Genomic DNA, 15,134 nt, shown 5'->3' with positions numbered 1-15,134 from the left:
TTTTTTTGTATCTCCTTTTTAAGCCCGGTCGGGCAGGGTCCGGCCCAAGTGCCGGACCCGGGTCTGCGGGGCTTAAACGCCGCGCAGCAGTTCGTTAATGCCTGTTTTGGCGCGGGTCTGTGCATCCACGCGCTTGACGATCACGGCGCAGTACAGGTTGTACTTGCCGTCGGCCGACGGCAGGGAGCCCGACACCACCACGGAACCTGCCGGCACACGGCCATAGAATACTTCACCGGTGGTGCGGTCGTAAATCTTGGTCGACTGGCCGATGTACACGCCCATCGAAATCACCGAGTTTTCCTCGACGATCACGCCTTCCACGATCTCGGAGCGGGCGCCGATGAAGCAGTTGTCTTCGATGATGGTCGGATTGGCCTGCATCGGTTCCAGCACGCCGCCGATGCCCACGCCGCCGGACAGGTGCACGTTCTTGCCGATCTGCGCGCAGGAGCCCACGGTGGCCCAGGTGTCGACCATCGCGCCTTCGTCGACGTAGGCGCCGATATTGACGTAGGACGGCATCAGCACCACGTTCTTGCCGATGAAGGAGCCGCGGCGCGCCACCGCCGGCGGCACCACGCGGAAGCCGCCCTTGGCGAAGTCTTCCGCCGAGTAGTTGGCGAACTTGGTAGGAACCTTGTCGTAGAACTGCATGGTGCCGTCGGATGGCATGACCACGTTGTTCTCCAGGCGGAAGGACAGCAGCACGGCCTTCTTGATCCACTGGTTGACGACCCAGGCGCCGTTTTCCTTCTGGGCGACGCGCAGCGCGCCGTTGTCCAGGCCGGCCAGCACCTGGCTGACGGCGTCGCGCACGTCGGCGCTGGCGTTGGACGGGTTGATCTCGGCGCGGTTATCCCACGCGGTTTCAATGATTTGCTGGATGCTCATGGTTTGTTTAGTTGATGGCAGAATTGGACAATACGGCGCGCCGCTTCCAGGCCTTCCCCGGTTTCGGCAACCAGCGCCATGCGGATGCGGTTGCGGCCCGGGTTGCTGCCGTGGGCGTCGCGTGCCAGGTAGCTACCCGGCAGCACAGTGACATTGTACTCGGCGTGCAGGCGGCGGGCGAATTCGGTGTCGGACAGGCCGGTGCGGCTGACGTCGGCCCACAGGTAGAAGCTGGCGTCCGGCATTTGCACGTCCAGCACTTCCTGAATCAGGGGCGTGATGGCGGCGAACTTGGCGCGGTACTGGGCGCGGTTTTCCTCGACGTGGGTTTCGTCGTCCCAGGCGGCGACCGAGGCGGCCTGCACATGCGGGCCCATGGCGCTGCCGTGGTAGGTACGGTACAGCAGGTATTGCTTGAGCACTTGCGCGTCGCCGGCCACGAAGCCCGAGCGCATGCCCGGCACGTTGGAGCGCTTGGACAGGCTGGAAAACACCACCAGGCGCGCGTACGGCTCGCCGGCCCTGGTCAGGCCCAGGATATGGGCGGCCTGCATGGCGCCCAGCGGCGGCTCAGCGCCATGGTAAATCTCCGAATAGCACTCGTCGGCGGCGATGATGAAGTTATACCGTTCGGACAGGGCGAACAGGTTTTCCCAGTCGGTCAGCGTCAGCACCGCGCCGGTCGGGTTGCCCGGCGAGCAAATGAACAGCAGGCGTACGCGCTGCCAGACTTCTTCCGGCACGCTGTCGTAATCCGGCGCGAAATTGCGGGCCGGATCGGAATTGACGAAATACGGTTCGGCGCCGGCCAGGAACGCCGCGCCTTCATAGATCTGGTAAAACGGGTTGGGGCACATCACCAGCGCGCCGGTATCGGGGGCGATCACGGTTTGCGCGAAGGAGAACAGCGCTTCGCGCGAGCCGTTCACCGGCAGCACCTGGGTGGCGCGGTCCAGCGGCGGCAGGCCGTAGCGGCGCTCCAGCCAGGAAGCGATGGCGTTGCGCAGCGCCTCGCTACCGGCGGTCACAGGATAGCAGGCCAGTCCGTCCAGGTTGTCCACCAGCGCCTGGCGGATGAAGGCCGGGGTGGGGTGTTTGGGCTCGCCCATGCCCAGGCTGATCGGCTTGAATGCGGGGTTGGGCGTGCTGCCGGCGAACAGTTGGCGCAGCTTCTCAAACGGGTACGACTGCAGCTTGTCTAGATGTGGATTCATGGCGCTTACGGCTGGTTGAGCTATTGATTATATAGCGACACCGCGCAACGGTGGCATTGCTGCAAAATTGACAACGGGCTATGATCGGCCCATGGACGCCTCGCTCACCGACACGGAGCTTGCCGTACGCGATGCCGCCGTCACCGGACGCGTGGGGCGGTTGCGCCTCGCCGTCGGCCTGGCGCAGGGCGGACTGCTGTATTTCCTGTACCACGCCCTGCAGGCCGGGGCTTGGCCGGCCAGTCATCCGGGCCTGTTTTTTCCACTGGTGCTGAGTGGCGTCCTGCTGCCGGTCCTGCTGATTTCCAGCCTGGGCCACCTGGAGCGGCGTCCGCTGCTGCGCTGGCTGGGCGCCGCGGCCGCGGTGCTGGCCGTCACCGGCATGCACGAGGCGTGGCGCAGCGCGCTCGATCTGGCCCCGCAACGGCGGCCCTCGCTGCTGGTATTCCCCTTTTGCCTGGGCTTCTTCTTCATTGCCCACAGCCTGGTGCTGGCCGGCGCGCAGGACCGGCGCCGCATCGCCCATTACGCCACCTGCTTCGAAAGCGCATGGAAGCTGGCCATCCAGCTGTCGTTTTCCGCCATGTTCGTCGCTGCCGTGTGGCTGGTGATGTGGCTGGGCGCGGCCCTGTTCGCCCTGTTGAACCTGCATTTCCTTGAAGAGCTGCTGCGGCAATCGTGGTTCTCCGTACCGCTGGTGTGCCTGGCGTTCTCCAGCGCCATGCACACCACCGACGTGCGGCCCGCCATCGTGCGCGGCATCCGCAGCCTGCTGCTGGTGCTGATGGCCTGGATACTGCCGATCGCCGTGCTGCTGGAGGGCGGCTTCCTGGCCGCGCTGCCGTTCACAGGCCTGCAGGCATTGTGGCAAACGCGCCACGCCACGGCCGTGCTGCTGGCCAGCTGCGCCGTGCTGGTGGTGCTGGTGAACGCGGCGTTCCAGGCCGGCGATGCGGCGGCCGGGCTGGCGCGCAGCGTGCGCCTGGCCGCCCGCCTGGCCTGCCTGCTGTTGCTGCCGCTGGTGCTGCTGGGCGCGCACGCGCTCGGGCTGCGGGTGGGCGACTATGGCTGGACCATGGATCGCGTGCTGGCCGCCGCCTGCCTGCTGCTCGCCTTGTTTTATGCGGGCGGCTATGCGCTGGCGGCCGCGCACCGCGGCGACCCCTGGCTGGACGGCCTGCGCCGGGTGAACCAGGCCGCGGCGCTGCTGACGCTGGCCGTGTCGTTTGCCTTGTTCACCCCGGTCGCCGACCCGGCCCGCATCGCTGTGAGCGACCAGGTGGCGCGCCTGGAGCAGGGCGCCACCCCGGCCGAGAAATTCGACTATGGTTTCCTGCGCTTCCACGGCGCGCGCTACGGCATGGAGGCGCTGCAGGAACTGGCAGCGCGCGGCGCCGGCAAGCATGCGGACCTGGTGCGTACCCGCGCCGCCAGCGCCTTGCGCCAGCGCTATGAGGACCCCTCAGGCGCCGTATCGTCCGCGCCCGCCGATATTGCCGCCAACCTGGATGTGTGGCCGTCCGGGGCGCAATTGCCGGCGGGCTTTCTACGGCAGGATTGGGCGCCCGCCCAGCTTCCCGGCATGATGCCGGGCTGCCTGCGCCGGGCGGGCAGCAAATGCGATGCGTTCGTGCTGGATGCCGACGGGGATGGCCGGCCGGACGTGCTGCTGGTGGGGACGACGCGCGGCGACGGCGCCGTGCTGCTGGCCGAGCGCGGCGGCGCCTGGCAGGTGGTGGCGCGGCCGCCAGTGCAATTGGCGGGATGCGCCGGCATCCTGCAACGCCTGCGCGCCGGCGACTTCACCCTGGCCGAACCGCATCTGCGCGATATCGAAACCGGTGGCCAGCGCATCGTGCTGGCCCCGTCCGACGCGGCGCCGGACTGCGCCCAGCCCGCGGCCGCGCACTAAGAGGCTGTTCCAACATGGGCGTGGCTAGGCGCGGCGACGAAGGCAGTGCGCTTGCACGGCAAGGACCTGCGACAAGGCCATGGCCATGTTGAAACGGCCTCTAAGGCGTCGGCGGGGCGCCGATCCGCTGGCCGGGGCGGGCGCGGCCGAAATCGAAGAACGATATTTCCGCCACCGGTGCTGCGCCATGCAGGACAAAGGTCAAGGTGGAGTCTTTCTCGCGCATGAAGAAGCGCTCTTCGCTCTCTGGAATCAATTCCAGTTTTTGCGGTCCGAGCGGCGCCGCCTCGACAAACAGTTTGCCGTCCTGTGCCGTGACATGCAGCGGCAGGCCGCCCACGCTGTAGTCGCCGGCATAGCGTTCCAGGTGGGCTGGATAAGCCACCGCAGCCTTCTCGCGCTGGCGGTAGTCGGGCCAGCCATATTCGGCCGCGATGGCGCGCAGGATCTCGTCAATGAGCATGCCGCCATAATCGCCGTTGGTCATGATGACGGCGCCTTTGCCGGCTTCCGCATAGGCAAACAGCATGGCCTTGTAGCCCAGGTTGGAACCGCTGTGCCCAAATACCGCTTGCGGTCCGTCATGATCGAGCTCCATGCCCAGACCGTAACCGCCCAGCACGGGCGTCGTCATTTGCCGCGTCGAGGCAGGCTACCGGACCGCGCAAGCCATGTTCGACGCGCTGGATGCGTTGGCTGGATGCGGCGTGGGCGGCGAGCGGCAGCAGGGCGAACAGAAAAGCCAGGGACAGGTGCATGGAATTGCCAGCAATGCAAATCGGCGATTCTAGCAGGACTCCCGCTCGCCGCCAGCCACGCCCTGGCTGGCCAGCAGCACCTGCATGCGGCGCCAGTGCGAGCCGCGCCAGAAGACGCCGCGGCAGACATCGCAGGTCAGGAATGCATCGTGGGCGGCGCGCACCGATGGCGGCAGTTGCGCCGCCACCTCGGCCTTGGCAACGGGCTGCAGCGGGGCGTTGCATGCCAGGCATAGGGTGAATGGCCGGGCGCTGGCCGCCAGGTCCAGCCGCTGGAAGATCTCGGCAAACTGCAGGGCGGGTTTCAAGGCCCGCACATAGCAGCCATGCGTGATGCCGCGCCGTTTCAGCAGATCGCGGTCGCGGGTCAGGGCGATGCGGCCCTCGTCCTGCGACAGGGACGCCACCGTCGGATCGTCGATGCGGTTGTCGTACAGCGTATCGAAGCCGGCCATGCGCAGCAGGCGCGCCAGGCCGCCCAGGTGGGCATCGGCGACAAAGCGTACGGTGCGCAGCGGTTCGCCGCGCACGCGCAATAGCGGGCGTACGTCGAAGCGCTCGAATTTGGGATAGACTGCCACGCGGTCCCCATCGCACAGCGGGCGCTCGAAACCCGACGATTCGCCGTTGACCAGGATCAGCTCCACCTCGGTATGCGGCACGCCCAGGGCTTCGATCATGTGCTTGGTGGTGGCGGCGCGCGCGCAGGGCACGGTGAACGCCACCTTGCGACGTGCGCGCGGCAGGAAGTCGTTTAGTTCTTCGTAGAAACGGAATGTGGCGCTGACCATATGCCAGTATAGATTCCCGGCGCCGGCCGTCGCGCTTTGTCGATTTTGCGTTGCGCCAGCCGTCGTCGGTGCAGGACAACCCACTCAGGAGACGAGCATGCAGAAAATCACCCCATGCCTGTGGTTCGACGGCCAGGCCGAGGAAGCGGCCCGCTTTTACATCGGCGTTTTCAAGGACAGCCGGATCACCGAAACCAGCTACTATTCCGACGCGGGCAAGGAAACCCACGGCCAGCCGGCGGGCCGCGTACTGACGGTCGCTTTCGAACTCAATGGCCAGCCGTTTACGGCCATGAATGGCGGCCCGGCCTTCAAATTCAATGAGGCGCTGTCGCTGCAAGTGCCGTGCGACTCGCAGGAGGAAATCGACTATTACTGGGACAAGCTGGGCAACGGCGGCGATCCGGCGGCCCAGATGTGCGGCTGGCTGAAGGACAAGTATGGCCTGAGCTGGCAGGTCTTCCCGCGCGCGATCATGGACATGCTGATGGACCCGGACCGTGAGAAAGCCGGCCGCGCCATGACCGCCATGATGGGCATGAAGAAAATGGACCTGGCGGCGCTGCGCAAGGCCTACCACGGCTAGCCTGGCGCCGCGGCGGGCCGCAGCGGGCAGGGCGCCATCTGCGCCTCGAGCCGGCGCGCCAGTTCGCCGCGCAAGGATTGCAGGCCGTCGATACGGCGGTCGATCTCGGCCAGCTTGCCCTGCAGCGCGGCGCGCAAGGCGGCCGCGCTGTCAGTAGCGGGCGCCGTCAGTAGCGGCAGGTCCGCTTCGATTTCCTGCAAGGTGAAGCCAAGCGCCTGGGCGGTGCGGATATAGCGCAGCCAGTCCGCCGCTTCCGGCGGGTAGTCGCGGTAGCCGTTGGCGCTGCGGCGCGCCACCAGCAGGCCGCGTTTCTCGTAAAAGCGCAAGGTGTCGCGGCTGATGCCGGTCGCCTCGGCCAGTTCGCCGATCTGCATGCTGCGTCTCCGAAAAAAGTACTTGACCATGGAGTGTACTCCAGGGTTCACACTGCGCGGCATGCAACCTTCAACCATACAAAAACTCGTGCGCGCCAGCGCGGCCTACGACCTGCTGGTGACGGCGCCATTCGCCACCCCGTGGACCTTCGCCGTGGCGCGAGCCCATCTCTCCACGCTCAACGCAGCGCTGGGCGGCGCGCCGCTGCCGCCGTTCGGGACCCTGCACATCCTGTTCGCCTGCCTGCTGGGCAGCGTGGTGCTGGTGTGGTCGCTGTTGCGCCTGCGCGACCCGCAGCCGCGGTTCGCCACCTACGACGGCGCGGCGCGTTTTCTGTTTAGTACCTGGTTCGTCTGGGCGCTGGCCGGCGGCGGCCTGCCGCTGCTGTGGTTGTTCCTGCTGCCCGAGTTCGTGTGGGGGGTGGCGCAATGGTATGCTGTTCCTCCGTGGAGCAAAAAGGGAGGGTGATATGCAAGCGCAACCTCTGATTGCTGTCAGCAATGTCGAAGCGGCCAGCCGCTGGTACCAGAAAACCCTCGGCCTGCAGAGCGGCCATGGCGGCAACGACTACGAACAATTGCTGCACGACGGACGCATGGTGCTGCAACTGCACCGCTGGGACGCCCACCACCATCCGCATATCGGCAATCCCGAGCAGCGCCCCTACGGCAACGGTGCGCTGCTGTGGTTCTGGACCGATGAATTCGACGACGCGGTGGAGCGCGCCGCCGCGGCCGGGGCCACCGTGCTGGAAGGGCCGAAGGAAAACAGCAATGCCCAGCACCGCGAGCTGTGGCTGCGCGACCCCGAGGGCTATGTGGTGGTGCTGGCCGGGCCTTACGGCGACGTCGGCATGTGACTAGCGCCAGGTCGCGCGCGCCACGCGCAGCATATTGCGGCCCAGGACCTGTTCGATCTCGCCGGGCGACATGCCCAGCTTGCGCAATTCCAGCGGCAGCGATTTCCAGGCGTCGAGCGGCACGAAGGCGGGCGCGCGGCCGGCCCGGTAGCCCGCCGCTTCCGGCCACCACCAGGCGGGCGCGAAGCCGCCGGGCGGCGTGTCGTCCAGCTCCTTTTGCGTAATGCAGATATCCAGGCCGATGCCCACATGGGCCGGACCCACCAGGTCCGCCACATAGGCCGCGTGGCGCGCCACATCGGCCGCCGTGGGCTGTTCGCTGCCAAGGAACCAGGACAGGCCGGAAATGCACACCACGCCGCCGGTGGCGGCGCAGGCCTGGATCTGCTCGTCGGTGATATTGCGCCCGTGCGGCGCCAGCGCGAACGGATTGGCGTGGCTGAACACCACCGGCTTGCTCGACGCGGCCATGATCTCCAGGCTGCACAGGCGACCGCTATGGGCGCAATCGACGATGATGCCGGCGTCGTTGACCGCCTGCAGGACCTGGTGGCCCAACGGCGTCAGGCCGCGCGCCGTGTCGTGGCAGCCGTCGGCCACGCTGTTATTGCGGTTGTAGGCGAAGTGCATCTGGCGCACGCCCAGCTGGGCGTAGACGTCGGCCATTTCGGGCTGCTCCATCAGCGGCATGGCGCCTTCCAGGTCGAAACCGAGGGCCAGCACGCCGTCGGCGGCGGCCTGGATCACCTGGTCGGCTCCCGAGACCAGGCGGAAGCGTCCAGGATTGGCGGCGATGGTGGCGCGGTAGCCGGCGATCACCGACATCACCTGGGACACGGGGTTCATGTCCGCCCCCACATTGATCGACACATAATTCACGCCGGCGGCGTGCAGCCGGTCAAGCGGCGAGAAGTCGGCCTGGGGGTGCTGCGGCAGGCAGAAATGGGCGTCCCAATTGATCATGCTTCGATGGCGCTGGTGGTTGGATGGGCAGCTTATGGTCGCATGAAACGCCGTGCAAGGTATACTGCGGGCTTATCCAACCGAAGCACACCATGACATTTTCCAGCCTGGGCCTCGCGCCCGCCCTGCTCAACGCCATCACCGAGACCGGCTTCAGCACGCCCACCGCCATCCAGACCGCCGCCATTCCGCCCGCCCTGCGCGGCGCCGACGTGCTGGGACAGGCGCACACCGGCTCCGGCAAAACGGCCGCTTTCGCGCTGCCGCTGCTGAACGCCTTGCTGGCTGCCGGCCGCCCCGGCGCCGGCGCGCGCAAGCTGTACGCGCTGGTGCTGGCGCCCACGCGCGAACTGGCGGCCCAGGTGGGCGAAACGCTGCGCGGCCTGGCCGCGCACCTGCCGGCGCCGGTCAAGGTAGCGGTGGCCTTCGGCGGCGTCTCGATCAACCCGCAGATGATGGCGCTGCGCGGCGGCACCGACATCATGGTCGCCACGCCGGGCCGCCTGCTCGACCTGGTGGAACACAACGCCCTGAAGCTGGACGACGCCTCGGTGCTGGTGCTGGACGAAGCGGACAAGCTGCTGGATATGGGCTTCGCCGACGAAATCGCGCGCATCATGGCGCTGCTGCCGGCGCGCCGCCAGAACCTGTTCTTCTCCGCCACCTTCCCGCCGGCGGTGCAGGCGCTGGCCGACAAGCTGCTGCGGCAGCCGGTGCGCGTGGCCACGCTGGCGGATGACGCGCACACGCCCGACATCACGCAGCGCGCCATTGAAGTCGACGAAGCGCGCCGCACGCAGCTGCTGCGCGCCTTGCTGAAGGAAGAAGGCTGGCGCCAGGTGCTGGTATTCGTGGCCACCAAATACGCCTCCGAACACCTGGCCGACAAGCTGCGCCGCAACGGCGTGGCGGCGGAAGCCTTCCACGGCGACTTCAGCCAGGGCGCGCGCAGCTCGGTGCTGGGCGATTTCCGCGACGGCAAGCTGCAGGTGCTGGTCGCCACCGACGTCGCCGCGCGCGGCATCGATATCGCGCAACTGCCGGTGGTGGTCAACTACGACCTGCCGCGCTCCCCGGCCGACTACACCCACAGGATCGGCCGCACGGGCCGCGCCGGCGCCTCGGGCCTGGCGGTCAGCTTCATCGCGCCGGACGCCGAGCAGCACTTCCGCCTGATCGAAAAGCGCCAGAACGTCAAGGTCGAGCGCGAGCGGGTGGCCGGCTTCGAACCGGCGGCCGCCGCCAAGCCGCTGCCGCCGGGTGCCAGCGACGGCACCGGCGGCATCAAGGGCAAGCGCAAGAGCAAGAAGGACAAGCTGCGCGAAGCCGCCGCCAAGGCCGCCGGCTGAGGTCGTGGCAACCTTGGGGTCAGGCTCTTTGCTTGCCACGCGTGGCAATCAAAGAGCCTGACCCCAAGGTTGCTACGGACTGGGCTGTACAGGGCTGTACAGGGGGCGCTAGGGTGTGCTGGCGAGCTTGATGCGCCGGCGCAGGCGTTCGGCTTCGGCCATGTCGCCGGCCTTTTCGGCGCGCTGCAGCTGGATGTTCAGCCAGGCCAGCAGGGGGCGGCGCCAGCCTTGCGCGGAAGCGGTGTCGATCGCCATCGCCACCAGGGCCGGGGTGGCGCGGTTGGCGCGCAGCAGGGCGCCAGCGGCGACCAGGCGCGACAGCGGTTCGCCGATGGCCGCTGCCGCCGTTGCCGCGCCGGTGTCGCTGGATGCCGCCGCGACGGCGCGCTGCGGCTCCGGCAACTGGGCGGCGTCGGCCGGGGCGGCCTTGCCGGCCAGGTAGCGCGCGTAGGCCAGGTCGGCTGGCGTGGCGTCGGGCTGCAGCGCGGTGAAGCCTGCGCATTCGTCGAACACCAGGGCCGCCACCTGCACCGCGCAGCGCAGCAGTTCGACGCGGATCGCCAGCGCGGGCTGGCCGGTGCTGCCGACCTGGCTGCGCGCCAGGGCGAATTCGCGTTCGGCGATGGCGCTCCTGCCTTCCAGGTAGGCGGCGCCGGCGCGCTCGGTGGCGCTGGCGGCGTTCATTTGCCAGTCCGGTACGCGCGGGCCGCTGCCGCAGGCGGTGAGCAGGGCGCAAGCCAGGATGGCGGCAAGGCGGGTCTTCTTCATGGGAGTTTGACCTCCGGCTGGCTGCCTTTGAACGGCCATTTGCGGTTCAATTCATTGATCATCTGTTCGACCTTGCGCAGGTTGGCGTCGACTTCGGCGCGCAAGGCGCTGAGATCCTCGGTGGCGGCGCGCGTATTGGCGCCGACCGCCTGCGCCTCCACCAGGACGGCGTCCAGTTTCTTGAGCGAGGTGCGGGCGTCGGCCAGCAGGGCGTTCAGCTGCTGCACCGCTGCCTGGGCGTCGCTGGCCAGGCCTTTGTCGCCGAACACGCGCTTGTCGGCGTTGCCCACCAGGCTGTCGGCCTTGACCACCAGCGCGTTGGCGTTGCGCAGCAGCTCGCGCGCCTTCTGGTCTTCGCCGGCCAGCACGCCAAGCGCGCCGCCCGGGCCGTTCAGTTTTTCCGTCACGCCCTGCACGTTGCGCAGGCTGTTTCCCAGCGCCGATTCGTCGGCCGTCAGGGCCGCCAGGTTGTTCAGGAGGTCCTTGGCCGTTTGCAGCAGGCGCGGGATTTCAGCGGCCATATCGCCCACCAGCAGCGCGCGTTCGGCGTCCGGCGGCAGCGCCGGGTCGGACGGAATGCCGGTGAAGGCGCGCAGCTTGGCGCCGCCCACCAGGCTTTTTTCCAGCGTGAAGATGCTGCTGGTGCGCAGCCAGTGCGCGTCATGGGTCGGCACATCGACCAGGATGCGCGCCTTGCCGTCCGCAGCCAGTTCGATGCGCTGCACGCGCCCGATGGGAAAGCCGGCGAAGGTGACGTCCATGCCGACCGCCACGCCTTCCGAGTCGTCGGCGGTCAGCACCAGGCGCTGGGTGGGTTCGAAGGCGCCGCGCGCATACATCAGGTAGAGCACGGCGCCCAGCACCAGGGCCACCAGCAGGACCAGCAGGGCCATCGCCTTGGCTTCGGCATTGTGGACCGGGGCCGCTTCGGGCGCATTGGCCGCTTTGTTTGAATCGTCGCTCATATCGTTAATAGTAATTGCCCATCAGGGAAGCCGCTTCCACCACCAGGATCACGGAGAACACGCGCACCATGTCGGCCAACCCGTGCGCCGCGCCCATGCGTTGCAGCAGCGGGCCCGATGCCCCGCTGTAGTAAGAGGATGCGAGCGGGATCACCGCCACCGCGATGCTGAAAAATACCACCTTCAGCACCAGGATCAGGCACACGGCGGGATTGAAGATCTGGCCTACCACGCGCGTGTAACCGGGCAGCGCCCACGGGGTGAAGCCGTACATCATCAGGTAGGCCAGCACCAGGGTCATGGCGCAGCTGACCGCCGCCAGCATCCACACGGCAAACACGCCGGCCGCGGCGCGCGGATAGAACTGGGTGCGCAGCGCGGCGCGGGCGTCGGGGGCATTGCCGGCCAGCCTTTGCTGGGCGAATTCGACGCCGGCCGGCAGCGTGGTGCGCAGCGCCACGAACAGGGCGGCCGTCAGCGGCACCAGTTCCAGCACCAGCACGCGCACCACCATTTCCAGCGCGTAGCGCGAGAGGCCGTAGCTGGCCGAGGTGACCACGACGATGCGGATGATGACAAGGCTGATCAGGGCGCACAGGACCGAAAACCAGGCCAGGTTGACCGTGGTGGCGACCACGATCTGTTCGGACAGCATGCGCCGGTTGTCGCGCCGGTAGCTGGATGGCGCCATGGCGCGCGTGAGCAGCAGGGCGGCGAATTGCAGCAGCTGCCACCAGCTGCCCAGCCATGCGATTGCGGAGCGGTGAGCGTTCATGCCGCGATACTAGCACTAAGGATGGCCTATGGTGTATCGTACAGCGTTATGAAATCACTAAAACTGCTCCTGGCCGCGGCCCTGGCGGCGTGCTCTTTCGTGGCTTCGGCCGCGCCCGATCCGGCCGCCTTGCTGCCGCTGGACCCGCAGATCAGGATGGGCAAGCTGGCCAACGGCCTGACTTACTACATCCAGCAGAACCGGCGTCCGGAAAAACGCGTCGAGCTGCGCCTTGTGGTGCGCGCCGGGTCGGTGCTGGAGGATGAGGACCAGCTCGGCCTGGCCCACTTCACCGAGCATATGGCCTTCAACGGCTCGACCCACTTCAAGCGCCACGAACTGGTGTCCTGGCTGCAGTCGGTGGGCGTGAAATTCGGCGCCGACCTGAATGCCTACACCGGCTTCGACGAAACCGTCTACATGCTGCCGCTGCCGGTCGACCGCAAGGAAAACCTGGACAAGGGCTTGCTGGTGCTGGAGGACTGGGCCCAGGGCGTGACCTTCAACGATGCCGATATCGAGAGCGAGCGCGGCATCGTGCAGGAGGAGCTGCGCCTTGGCAAGGGCGCCACCGACCGCATGAACAAGGTGCTGCTGCCCAAGCTCTTCAACGGTTCCCTGTATGCGAGCCGGCTGCCGATCGGCAAGGCCGACGTGCTGGCCAGCTTCAAGCCGGCGGCGATCCGCCGCTTCTACAAGGACTGGTACCGGCCTGACCTGATGGCGGTGATGGTGGTGGGCGATATCGATCCGAACGAGGCGGAGCGCCTGGTGGCCAGTCATTTCTCGAAACTGGTGAATCCGGCCAAGCCGCGTCCGCGCCTGTACCCGGCGATCCCGGAGCGCAAACAATCGGAAGCCGTGGTGGTGACCGACCGCGAGGCGCCTTCCAACGCGGTGACGATCCGCTATCCCTTCGTGCAGCGTTCGGAAGCGAAGACGGTCGGCGAGTACCGGCAGAACATGGTGGAGTCGCTGTCGGCGGCGATGCTGAGCCAGCGCATCGCCGAACTGTCGCAGCAGACCAATGCGCCGTTCATGCAGGGCTTCAGCAGCATGGCCACGGCGGTGCACGGCTACCGCGCCTTCGTCTCGAGCGCGGTGGTCGGCAAGGCCGGCGCGCTCCCGGCCATCGTGGCCCTGGTGGAAGAAGGCGAGCGGGCCCGCCAGCTGGGCTTCAGCGCGGCGGAATTGGAGCGCGCCAAGAAAAATATGACGCGCTTCATCGAGAACCTGTACAGCGAGCGCGACAAGACCGAATCCGCCCTTTACGTGGGTGAATTCACGCGCCACTTCCTGGACGGCGAATCGATGCCGGGCATCGAAAACGAATACAACTACTATAAGGACTTGCTGCCGGGCGTGACGCTGGAGGAGGTCAACGCCCAGGTGCGCAGCGCGATCCCGGTGGGGCAGAAGAAGCTGATCATCTTCATGGGCAACGATAAGTCGGGCACCGTGGTGCCGCAGGCGGAGCAGATGCTGGCCACCGTGGAGGAGGCCGAGAAGGCCACCGTGGCGGCGCACGCGGAAAAAGCGCTGGCCGCCAGCCTGATGGCGCGGCCCCCCAAGCCCGGCCACATCGTCAAGGAAAGCGCCGACAAGGCGCTCGGCACCACCGAGCTGCTGTTGTCGAACGGCGTGAAAGTGATCCTGAAGCCGACCGATTTCAAGAACGACGAGGTGATGATGACGTCCACCCGCTTCGGCGGCCAGTCGCTGGCGGAAGAAGCCGATATCGTCAATGCGCGTTACGCCAGCGCGATCCTGGCCAGCATGGGCGTCAAGGACTACACGCCGCTGGACATGCAGAAAATCCTGGCCGGGCGCAGCGTGCGTTCGGCCTATGCCATCGGCGCCTTCACGGAAGGCTACGGCGGCGGCTCCAGCAGCGCCGACGTGGAAACGCTGCTGCAGCTGGTCTACCTGCAGATGACCGAGCCGCGCCGCGACCAGGCGTTGTTCGATGTCTTCATCGACAAGCAGCAGGAACAGGCGCGCAACGCGCTGGCCCGTCCCGACGCCGTGCTGACCGATACGGTGCGCACCGCCATCTACGGCAACCATCCGCGCGTGGGCCTGACGCCGCGTCCCGAGGAACTGGACGGCATCCGCCTGGAGCGCGTGATGGCGCTGCACCGGGAGCGCCTCGCCAGCGCCTACGGCATGACCTTCATCTTTGTCGGCAGCTTCGACCCGGCGAAGATCAAGCCGCTGCTGGCGACCTATCTGGGCGGCCTGCCGGCGCCGAAGATCGCCACCGAGTACCGGGACCGCAATGTGCGTCCGGTGCGCGGGGTGGTGAAGAAGGAAGTGCGGCGCGGCCGCGAGCAGAAGAGCCAGGTCAGCATCTCCTTCACCGGCGCGGCCGCCTTCAGCGAGTTGGAGCAGATGCGCCTGCGCGCCCTGGTGGAGATCATGCAGATCAAGGCCACCGAAGCCTTGCGCGAGCAGCGCGGCCTGGTCTACGCCGCCAGCATCGGCGGCGGCATGAGCCGCCATCCTTACGCCAGCTACTCCATCCAGATCGGCCTGCCGACCGCGCCGGAAAATGTGGACAAGGCGATCGAGGCGACCTTCGCCGAAGTGCGCAAGCTGCAGGAGAAGGGGCCGGAAGCGGCCGACCTGGCCAAGGTGAAGGAAAACTGGACCAGCAATTACCGCAAGGCGCTGCATGAAAACGCCTGGTGGCTGGCCGGCCTGCAGCAGTCCATCGTCAACAAGACCGATGCCAGGATGCTGCTGCGCCAGAACGACCTGATCGCCGGCCTGACGGCGGCGGACGTGCAGGCGGCGGCCCGGCGCTATTTCGACTTCGGGAATTATGTGCAGGTCGTGCTGCAGCCGGCCGAGGGCAAGTCCGGCGCAAAGGCGGAGGCGCCCGCGGAAGCTGGTAAACTGCCGCTTGCCGATTGATTTCCTGTT

General features: G+C 67.3%; 15 protein-coding genes. 6 read left to right on the top strand and 9 right to left on the bottom strand.

Annotation, left to right across the window (positions count from 1 at the left end; genetic code table 11):
* Window positions 1-72: 72 nt before the first annotated feature.
* Both dapD and dapC read right to left on the bottom strand, forming a co-directional pair.
* The gene (gene dapD / locus H597_RS0123205; RefSeq protein WP_035375044.1) at window positions 73-894 is read right to left on the bottom strand and encodes a 2,3,4,5-tetrahydropyridine-2,6-dicarboxylate N-succinyltransferase; all 822 of its coding nucleotides are present in this window, start codon (window positions 892-894) and stop codon (window positions 73-75) included.
* Window positions 891-2,108, bottom strand: a complete 1,218-nt coding sequence (dapC, locus tag H597_RS0123200) for a succinyldiaminopimelate transaminase (protein ID WP_028104210.1) — start codon at window positions 2,106-2,108, stop codon at window positions 891-893. Before dapC ends, dapD begins: the two co-directional genes overlap by 4 nt.
* A gap of 91 nt (window positions 2,109-2,199) precedes the next feature.
* Here dapC and H597_RS0123195 point away from each other — a divergent pair, with 91 nt between their 5' ends.
* Entirely contained in the window at window positions 2,200-4,020 is a 1,821-nt protein-coding gene (locus H597_RS0123195; protein ID WP_028104209.1) for a DUF4153 domain-containing protein, read from the top strand.
* Window positions 4,021-4,120: 100 nt separating this feature from the next.
* On the opposite strand, the gene H597_RS0123190 is transcribed toward H597_RS0123195, so the two are convergent.
* Together H597_RS0123190 and H597_RS0123180 are read right to left on the bottom strand one after the other, a co-directional pair.
* Window positions 4,121-4,654, bottom strand: coding sequence for a serine hydrolase (locus H597_RS0123190; protein ID WP_028104208.1), 534 nt, complete (start codon window positions 4,652-4,654; stop codon window positions 4,121-4,123).
* Between the two features lie 153 nt (window positions 4,655-4,807).
* Window positions 4,808-5,569 (bottom strand): Mut7-C RNAse domain-containing protein, encoded by a 762-nt coding sequence (locus tag H597_RS0123180; protein ID WP_028104207.1) that lies wholly within the window; start codon window positions 5,567-5,569, stop codon window positions 4,808-4,810.
* Window positions 5,570-5,666: 97 nt separating this feature from the next.
* Here H597_RS0123180 and H597_RS0123175 point away from each other — a divergent pair, with 97 nt between their 5' ends.
* A complete protein-coding gene (locus H597_RS0123175; RefSeq protein WP_028104206.1) occupies window positions 5,667-6,155 on the top strand; it encodes a VOC family protein in 489 nt (162 codons plus the stop codon).
* On the opposite strand, the gene H597_RS0123170 is transcribed toward H597_RS0123175, so the two are convergent.
* The gene (locus tag H597_RS0123170) at window positions 6,152-6,529 is read right to left on the bottom strand and encodes a MerR family transcriptional regulator (protein WP_028104205.1); all 378 of its coding nucleotides are present in this window, start codon (window positions 6,527-6,529) and stop codon (window positions 6,152-6,154) included. The two genes, H597_RS0123175 and H597_RS0123170, sit on opposite strands and share 4 nt — an antisense overlap.
* A gap of 61 nt (window positions 6,530-6,590) precedes the next feature.
* On the opposite strand from H597_RS0123170, the gene H597_RS0123165 reads away from it, so the two are divergent.
* Window positions 6,591-6,998 carry a hypothetical protein gene (locus tag H597_RS0123165; RefSeq protein ID WP_035375043.1) on the top strand — a complete coding sequence of 136 codons (408 nt, stop codon included), beginning with the start codon at window positions 6,591-6,593 and terminating at the stop codon, window positions 6,996-6,998.
* Window position 6,999: 1 nt separating this feature from the next.
* A complete protein-coding gene (locus H597_RS0123160; RefSeq protein ID WP_028104203.1) occupies window positions 7,000-7,389 on the top strand; it encodes a VOC family protein in 390 nt (129 codons plus the stop codon).
* Here the strand turns inward: H597_RS0123160 and H597_RS0123155 are convergent, their stop codons facing one another.
* Window positions 7,390-8,352 (bottom strand): dipeptidase, encoded by a 963-nt coding sequence (locus H597_RS0123155; RefSeq protein WP_028104202.1) that lies wholly within the window; start codon window positions 8,350-8,352, stop codon window positions 7,390-7,392. It lies immediately after the preceding gene.
* 92 nt (window positions 8,353-8,444) lie between these two features.
* Between H597_RS0123155 and H597_RS0123150 the strand changes: the two genes are divergently transcribed.
* Window positions 8,445-9,701, top strand: a complete 1,257-nt coding sequence (locus H597_RS0123150) for a DEAD/DEAH box helicase (RefSeq protein WP_028104201.1) — start codon at window positions 8,445-8,447, stop codon at window positions 9,699-9,701.
* 108 nt (window positions 9,702-9,809) lie between these two features.
* On the opposite strand, the gene H597_RS0123145 is transcribed toward H597_RS0123150, so the two are convergent.
* Genes H597_RS0123145 through H597_RS0123135 form a run of 3 tightly spaced genes read right to left on the bottom strand, consistent with a single transcriptional unit; the run spans window position 9,810 to window position 12,209 of the window.
* Window positions 9,810-10,469, bottom strand: a complete 660-nt coding sequence (locus tag H597_RS0123145) for a hypothetical protein (RefSeq protein ID WP_028104200.1) — start codon at window positions 10,467-10,469, stop codon at window positions 9,810-9,812.
* Window positions 10,466-11,434, bottom strand: coding sequence for an MlaD family protein (locus tag H597_RS0123140; protein WP_028104199.1), 969 nt, complete (start codon window positions 11,432-11,434; stop codon window positions 10,466-10,468). Before H597_RS0123140 ends, H597_RS0123145 begins: the two co-directional genes overlap by 4 nt.
* Before the next feature lie 4 nt (window positions 11,435-11,438).
* Window positions 11,439-12,209, bottom strand: a complete 771-nt coding sequence (locus H597_RS0123135; protein WP_028104198.1) for an ABC transporter permease — start codon at window positions 12,207-12,209, stop codon at window positions 11,439-11,441.
* Window positions 12,210-12,257: 48 nt separating this feature from the next.
* Here H597_RS0123135 and H597_RS32185 point away from each other — a divergent pair, with 48 nt between their 5' ends.
* Window positions 12,258-15,125, top strand: a complete 2,868-nt coding sequence (locus H597_RS32185) for a M16 family metallopeptidase (RefSeq protein ID WP_051294046.1) — start codon at window positions 12,258-12,260, stop codon at window positions 15,123-15,125.
* Window positions 15,126-15,134: the final 9 nt, after the last annotated feature.

It is taken from the genome of Pseudoduganella violaceinigra DSM 15887 (assembly GCF_000425385.1).
Lineage (GTDB): Bacteria > Pseudomonadota > Gammaproteobacteria > Burkholderiales > Burkholderiaceae_D > Rugamonas > Rugamonas violaceinigra.
Note: the sequence above shows the minus strand (reverse complement) of the source record. Positions and strands in the feature narration are given on the sequence as shown.

Coding starts and splice junctions, on each gene's coding strand:
- dapD (WP_035375044.1), bottom strand. CDS start 894: ATGAGCATCCAGCAAATCATTGAAACCGCGTGGGATAACCGCGCCGAG.
- dapC (WP_028104210.1), bottom strand. CDS start 2,108: ATGAATCCACATCTAGACAAGCTGCAGTCGTACCCGTTTGAGAAGCTG.
- H597_RS0123195 (WP_028104209.1), top strand. CDS start 2,200: ATGGACGCCTCGCTCACCGACACGGAGCTTGCCGTACGCGATGCCGCC.
- H597_RS0123190 (WP_028104208.1), bottom strand. CDS start 4,654: ATGACGACGCCCGTGCTGGGCGGTTACGGTCTGGGCATGGAGCTCGAT.
- H597_RS0123180 (WP_028104207.1), bottom strand. CDS start 5,569: ATGGTCAGCGCCACATTCCGTTTCTACGAAGAACTAAACGACTTCCTG.
- H597_RS0123175 (WP_028104206.1), top strand. CDS start 5,667: ATGCAGAAAATCACCCCATGCCTGTGGTTCGACGGCCAGGCCGAGGAA.
- H597_RS0123170 (WP_028104205.1), bottom strand. CDS start 6,529: ATGCAGATCGGCGAACTGGCCGAGGCGACCGGCATCAGCCGCGACACC.
- H597_RS0123165 (WP_035375043.1), top strand. CDS start 6,591: ATGCAACCTTCAACCATACAAAAACTCGTGCGCGCCAGCGCGGCCTAC.
- H597_RS0123160 (WP_028104203.1), top strand. CDS start 7,000: ATGCAAGCGCAACCTCTGATTGCTGTCAGCAATGTCGAAGCGGCCAGC.
- H597_RS0123155 (WP_028104202.1), bottom strand. CDS start 8,352: ATGATCAATTGGGACGCCCATTTCTGCCTGCCGCAGCACCCCCAGGCC.
- H597_RS0123150 (WP_028104201.1), top strand. CDS start 8,445: ATGACATTTTCCAGCCTGGGCCTCGCGCCCGCCCTGCTCAACGCCATC.
- H597_RS0123145 (WP_028104200.1), bottom strand. CDS start 10,469: ATGAAGAAGACCCGCCTTGCCGCCATCCTGGCTTGCGCCCTGCTCACC.
- H597_RS0123140 (WP_028104199.1), bottom strand. CDS start 11,434: ATGAGCGACGATTCAAACAAAGCGGCCAATGCGCCCGAAGCGGCCCCG.
- H597_RS0123135 (WP_028104198.1), bottom strand. CDS start 12,209: ATGAACGCTCACCGCTCCGCAATCGCATGGCTGGGCAGCTGGTGGCAG.
- H597_RS32185 (WP_051294046.1), top strand. CDS start 12,258: ATGAAATCACTAAAACTGCTCCTGGCCGCGGCCCTGGCGGCGTGCTCT.